This is a genomic window from Tenacibaculum agarivorans (assembly GCF_001936575.1).
GTDB classification, from domain to species: domain Bacteria; phylum Bacteroidota; class Bacteroidia; order Flavobacteriales; family Flavobacteriaceae; genus Polaribacter; species Polaribacter agarivorans.
Genome location: NZ_MSMP01000018.1, coordinates 95,772 through 102,169 on the forward strand (window position 1 = coordinate 95,772; position 6,398 = coordinate 102,169).

Annotated in this window: 2 protein-coding genes; both read left to right on the forward strand. The window is 34.3% G+C overall.

The annotated features are described in order from the left end of the window. Positions 1-15 precede the first annotated feature (15 nt). A complete protein-coding gene (locus BVC87_RS14460; protein ID WP_075343104.1) occupies positions 16-1,170 on the forward strand; it encodes a cysteine desulfurase family protein in 1,155 nt (384 codons plus the stop codon). Between the two features lie 536 nt (positions 1,171-1,706). Next, the coding region (locus BVC87_RS14465; RefSeq protein WP_143569791.1) for a PA14 domain-containing protein at positions 1,707-6,398 on the forward strand (4,692 nt) is incomplete at its 3' end.

Here is a 6,398-nt window from a genome sequence, read left to right on the forward strand (position 1 = left end):
ATAAATCAGAGTCTTATGAATTCGGTGTATTTTGATAATGCGGCAACAACACCTATGTATAGAGAGGTTGTGGAAGTGATGAGTGAAGCTATGTTAAATAGCTATGGAAATCCATCATCAACGCATCATTTAGGGAGGAAAGCTAAAGTATTGGTAGAATCGTCTAGAAAAAAGATCGCAGAATATTTAAATGTATTGCCAAGAGAATTGGTTTTTACATCTAGCGGAACTGAAGCAAATAATCTAGTGTTAAGAAATGCTGTAGAAAATCTAGGTGTAAAGAAAATAATCACTTCAAAAATAGAGCACCATGCAGTTTTACATGTGGTAGATAATTTGAATTTGAAATTTGAGGTAGAAGTTGAGTTTGTTTCTTTAAATGAGAATGGAGAGGTGGATTTGTCAGATCTTCAGGATAAATTATCGTCTACCGATGTCCCTGTGCTAGTCAGTTTAATGTGGGTTAATAATGAGATAGGAAATATTTTGCCTGTTGAAAAGGTGTCTAATTTATGTAGAGAATATAATGCTATTTTTCATACAGATGCAGTTCAGGCGATAGGGCATTTTAATATTGATTTAAAAAATACACCTGTGGATTTTTTAGTGGGCAGTGGGCATAAGTTTCATGGTCCCAAAGGAGTAGGTTTTTTATATGCTAACGGAAAGTATAATGTAAAACCTATGATTTTAGGAGGAGGACAAGAGAGAGGGATTCGCTCCAGTACGGAAAATGTCCATGCTGTACTAGGTATGCAGAAAGCGTTGGAGGTTTCATTGGTTAATCTTGATGAAGATCTTGAAGAAATTAAAAAACTAAAATTATATTTTATTAAAACTTTGCAGGATTCAATACCTGATGTGAGATTTAATGGGAGCTCAGGTAATCTAGAGGAATCTAGCGTAACTATATTAAATGTACGATTCCCGTTTAAGGATAAAATGTTGTTGTTTAATTTAGATTTACAAGGTGTTTGTGCTTCTGTAGGTAGTGCTTGTCAGAGTGGTGGTGCAAAAGTTTCTCATGTGCTTAAAGAAGTTTTAGAAAAAGAAGAGTTAGATTTTTCCTCAATAAGATTTTCGTTTAGTAAATTTTCTACTATAGATGAAGTTGATTTTGTTATGGGTAAAATAATAAAAACTTATAGTTTGGTAAGAAACAGGAAATAAGCTGTTTTTAGCTATTTTCTTTTTTGTTGCAAGTGTTTTTATTGTTCAAAAATAATATTTCTTTAAAAGTTGTTTTTTATGTGTGTTTTTAATTTATTTTTATTATTTAATTTTTAATTAGTATAGGTTTTACTTATTTTTATTAGGAGTGTTTTTTTATATTTCAATAAAAATTAATATCGAATCTAATCTGTTCTGTTTTTTTATTTTTCTATCGTATTACTTTTAGGTAAAATGTTTGCTTTATAAATAAAATTAAGATTCCATAAAGTAAATTGTGACCTAAATGACAAAAAAGTGTCAAAAGAATGCAAATATGTATTTAAAAATTATATATTTGTTATTAAATATGTTCCCCCCGCTATTAAGTTTTGTCTAAAAACTTGAATAAAGGGTCTGTATAAGTAAGATTTAGGAGGTGGAATATATCACACTTCATATTTTATATAATATTCCTTTTTCTCTTTTGTGACTTGATTAATAGCTGAATTAAAGAATAATATTTTAGTAAGTTTTCAAAATATAGAAGTTATCAAATGAGAAGCTTTTTAAAACCCAATTGCCTAAAGGCAAGTGTAATTTTTTTCTTATTATTTTCGTTCAATTCATTATTTTCTCAAGGAGTAGACTCGCATTGGTGGAATGGTCAAGGTTATTTGATGGATTTTAGAACAAGTCCTCCTACAGTATCTTGTGGTTTAACATCTGGTGGTGCTTTTGAAGCAACAGCTACATGGAGTGATCCAATAACTGGAGATTTAATTTTTTATGTAGATGATGGAGATGTTTATGATAATACAGGCACTATAATCACTAACGGTGATAACTTATTGACTAATGGTACAAGGACTCAAATGGCAACAGTAATGCCTGTCCCTGGTACTAATGCAAGACAGATTTATATAATTCACGGTAATGGAAGTGATGAATTAAATGATGGTACAGGGTACTACTCAATAGTTAACGTCGATACTATGGCTGTAACAACAAAGAATGTTACTTTCATAAGTGGTGCTTCTGAAGCTATATTTGGTACAAATAATGGTGATAAATGTGGGGGATGGATTGCTGCAATTGCTAATGATAATAGTGGATGTACAACGAATTGTAATGCCTCAATATTTTTATGGGAAGTAGAAGATGGAAATGAATTAACTCCAGCTAGAGCTAATAATCCAGATTTACAGGTGTCTATTCCACCACAATTAGCAAGAAGAGGGGAAAGAGCTTCAATACGTTTCAATAGGCAAAATGATCTGATTGCAATAGCTGTTGAATTTGGAGGGGTCTATTATGCTAGTTTTGATCCAGATACAGGTAATATAGGTACATGGACTCACGTACCAAGAACAACCACAACGTTAACAGATTCTGGATATAGTTTAGATTTTTCTCCTGATGGTACTAGATTATTCTATTCTCACGAGAACTTTACTGGTGCATTTGCTTGGCAGAGTGATTTATATATGCACATAATTGGCGATGTAGATTCTGAAAGAATAGAGAATGAAACATTAGGGAGTTGGGCAGGAATTGCTTTAGGTCCAGATGATAATTTATACTTATCTGATTCTGGGAGTGGTAATATTTACTATTTAACGAATCCTAATACTACTACTGCTGCTGCAAATGCTAATTTTACATTTATAGATATTAGTGCAAGTGCTACTTGTAATGGTTTTGATGTACAAGGATTTAATTTTTCGCAACAAGTAGTGTTTTTTGATACTTGTATAATAGATCAAGATGGTGATGGAATTATTGATGAATCAGATAATTGTCCTACCATACCTAATGCTGATCAAGCAGATGCAGATGGTGATGGAGTAGGGGATGTATGTGATTTAGATGATGATAATGATGGGATATTAGATACAGAAGAGTCTAATTGTACTACTGTACCCGATGCTTCTTCTGCAGAGATTATAGCTGATGCAGGTGTGCCCAACAACCAACGTTTTCGAATTAATGATGGTTTACTTACACCAGATCAAGGTACTCCGATTGATAACATTAATGAGTATATAATTTTAGACTTGAACGGTGCTGGGGTTAATCAAGATTTACCGTTAGGTACTACTATAAGTATTTATATATGGGAGAGTAATAATAATAATAAAAGACTTCGTGTAGCACAATTACCTAATGCTACTCCAGATTTAGGAAATGGAGTTAATGAATTCTTTATTAGTACAGCAGACGTATTCGGGGTTACACAATTTGATTATACGCTTACAGCTGACACTCAATTCATTCAAATAGAAATGGATCAAGATACTAATGGTCGATTTGAATTTATAGAGGTAATTGTAAGAGCACATCAAATATGTACAGACATAGATACTGATACTGATGGAACTGTTGATAGGTTAGATTTGGATTCTGATGGTGATGGCTGTTTTGATGCATTAGAAGGAGCAGAGAATATTTTAGTTTCTCAAATAGATGCTTCAGGTGTAATAACAGGAGGTGTAGATAGTGATGGAGTACCAAATTTGGCAACATCAGGTCAAGGTTTAGGGTCTTCACAAGATTTTGCTACTACTGATGCACAGTGTGATGATGACGGTGATGGTGTAATTAATGCAAATGATATTTGTAATGGATTTGATGATACAGCAGATATAGATGTTGATAATGTGCCTGATAATTGTGATTTAGACAATGATAATGATGGTATATTAGATAGTAATGAAGGATTAAATTGTAGTTCTACTTTAAATGTTGGTGTTGCTGTGGGTAATTATACTACCGACACTTTTATAAATAACATGTATACCCACGATGGAGTTAATGTAGACTTAACAACAAGTCTAACTAATGCTTCATTAACGCAACTACAAGTGCAAGATGCAACTACATTACGAGTACAAGGGACTGGAGCTGATGATGGTGCAGGAGATTCTGTAGTATACATATTTACATTTAGCGAGCCAGTAGCAAATGTTAAATTTAGATGGACAGGAATTGATCAAGGAGATAAAGTTACCGTTACTTCAACAGGACCTAACGGAGCTAATGATATTTTATTAGCAGGATTTGCAAACCCAGTTTCAACCATTAATAGTGATTATGATGGGACTAATGTAGGAGATCCAAATACAGGAGGAGTTTTATTTGATATAACTAATAATAGCTCAACATCACCAACAATTACATCATTTATAAATGGAGGAGATGCTAATCAGAGTTATTCAGACGTTATTATTAATGGACTTGTAAGTTCTTTTCAAATCACAACTAGAAAAGCTAGACAAGATAATAATGTAGCGAATACAGGGACATTAACATTTACGTTTACAAATTTTGAGTACTGTACGTATGATGATACCGATGCTGACGGAACACCAAATCATTTAGATTTAGATTCAGATGGGGATGCTTGTAATGATGTTGTAGAATCTGGAGGTGTAGATACAAATAATGATGGAATTTTAGACGGATCTGGTTTTAATAGTACAGGACAAGTTACTGGAGGAACAGGAGGATATAATGGTTTGTCAGCTACTGGAGGAGAGTATATCGCTGTAGAAACTTCTGTGAATGCCACTGCTTTAGTAGATCAAATTATTCCAATTGGTATTGGAACTTCATTTACAGTGACTTCAGTAACAGCTTCAAGTGCAACGAGCTTCTCTTCTGGAACACCTAATTATGGTACACCAGGAAACGCAAATGCAGGAATAAATTACCAATGGTATATTGGAGATCCGAGTTCTGGAGGTACACCAATAGCTGCATCTAACACCAATTATAGTGGTGAAACATCTGACACTTTGACAATAGTAGATGTAACAGGATTAAATAACACAGAATATTTTCTTGTAGTTGGACACAACAGTAATGTTTGTACTAATATTGTGAACAGTGCAACATTATTTGTAGATACTACAGATTCTGATGGAGATGATATTGGAGATGCAGCTGATTTAGATGATGATAATGATGGAATTTTAGACACAGACGAATTAGCAGCTTGTTCAGGAGAATTGACTTATGAGTACTATGATGGAACACCATCAGGACTTACAGTTGATAATATTCCTACAACAGGAGCAGGTTTTACAGGAACTGTAGCATCTTTAGATGTTGATGATTTGGTAATAAACGTTTTAGGAGAAGTAAATGATAGCTATGGTTTAAGATATAAAGGTTTTTTAAATATATCAAATGCAGGTAATTATAATTTTTACTTATCATCAGATGACGGTTCTAAACTTTTTATCAATGGAGTAGAAGTTGTTGATAATGATGGAGATCACGGAGTGATTACTCGTACAGGTAGCCGTTTTCTATCTGTTGGTTTACATGAAATAGAAATTTTATTTTATGAAAATGCTGGAGGAGAATCATTAGATTTTGAATACGAATTATCAGGAGTTATAACTAGGCAAGATGTGCCTTTTGCAAGTTTATTCTGTAATTTAGATACAGATGGAGATGGGAGTCCTAATCACCTAGATACTGATTCAGATGATGATGGATGTTTTGATGCCATTGAAGCAGATGAAAATGTAACAATTGCTCAAGTAACAGGAGGAGGAAGCATAAGCGGAGCAGTAGATGCTGATGGAGTACCTGTATTAGTAAACTCTGGAGGAGCTGCTGATGTTGGAGGAGATCAAGGGCAAGGTACAACAGCTAACGTAATCTTGTCAAATGCTGCTAACGCAGGAACATTAAGTGGAGGACCTTCAGTATGTACTTCAGCTACAGTTACCATAACAACAGATGGAGATTCAGGAGGAAGTTGGAGTAGTTCAAATACATCAGTAGCCACTGTGGATTCTTCAGGTGTAGTAACTGGAGTTAGTGCAGGGTCTGTTACAATAACCTATACTGTACCATCTGCGGGAGGATGTGCAGATGACAGTTCAACAATTAATTTAACAGTTAATGCTTCACCAATTGCACCAGTAGTTAGTCCAGTAGAATATTGTACTGGCGATACGGCAAGTGCTCTTACAGCTACAGGAAGTAATTTATTATGGTATACTAATGCTACCGGAGGGATAGGAAGTGCTACAGCGCCAACACCAGTTACTTCAAGTGCAGGTACTACTTCATATTATGTAAGTCAAACTAATGGTAGTGGTTGTGAAAGTCCTCGTGCAGAATTAGTGGTAACAGTTTACCAAAGACCACTAGCAGATAATCCATCGGATGTTGAAGCTTGTGATAGTTATACACTTCCAGCCCTTACTAACGGAGGATACTTTACCACTACC